The sequence below is a fragment of the Desertibacillus haloalkaliphilus genome (genome assembly GCF_019039105.1).
GTDB classification, from domain to species: Bacteria; Bacillota; Bacilli; order Bacillales; family KJ1-10-99; genus Desertibacillus; species Desertibacillus haloalkaliphilus.
In genome coordinates this window covers 1-368 of sequence record NZ_JAHPIV010000381.1, presented here as the reverse complement: position 1 = coordinate 368, position 368 = coordinate 1, and the positions used below count along the sequence as shown (strand labels likewise).

At 40.2% G+C, this 368-nt stretch carries 1 protein-coding gene; it reads left to right on the top strand.

The features are described from left to right. Positions 1–368: hypothetical protein (locus tag KH400_RS22430; protein WP_217228410.1), on the top strand; the 368-nt coding region annotated here is incomplete at both ends.

The following is a 368-nucleotide window of genomic DNA, read 5'->3' as shown; positions in this document are numbered from 1 at the left end:
ACTTAATGGAAACGAATGCGACAAATAATTATCTGTCAGCGCTCTTTGCGGGAACGACGACGCCAAGTGCAAATCGTGATGGCAATGTTCTGACTTATAATGATGGTGTATCTCGTCAAATGACAGTGGATACCGTTTCTGGTGTCGCGAAGTATGATGCTTATGATGTCGCTGACTTGGGTAAGACATTTAATCAACGCATGGCCAAAGGATATGATTGGCTTGTTCGAATTCACCAAATTCCGGATAATATCTACTTTTTTGAAAGTCATGATATGGGACGTCACTTGATTTATCGTCTTTATGTTAATGGGTTGCCAATTTTCAACCAAACTGCTTATGGTACGGTTCAAATGAAGCAACATGAT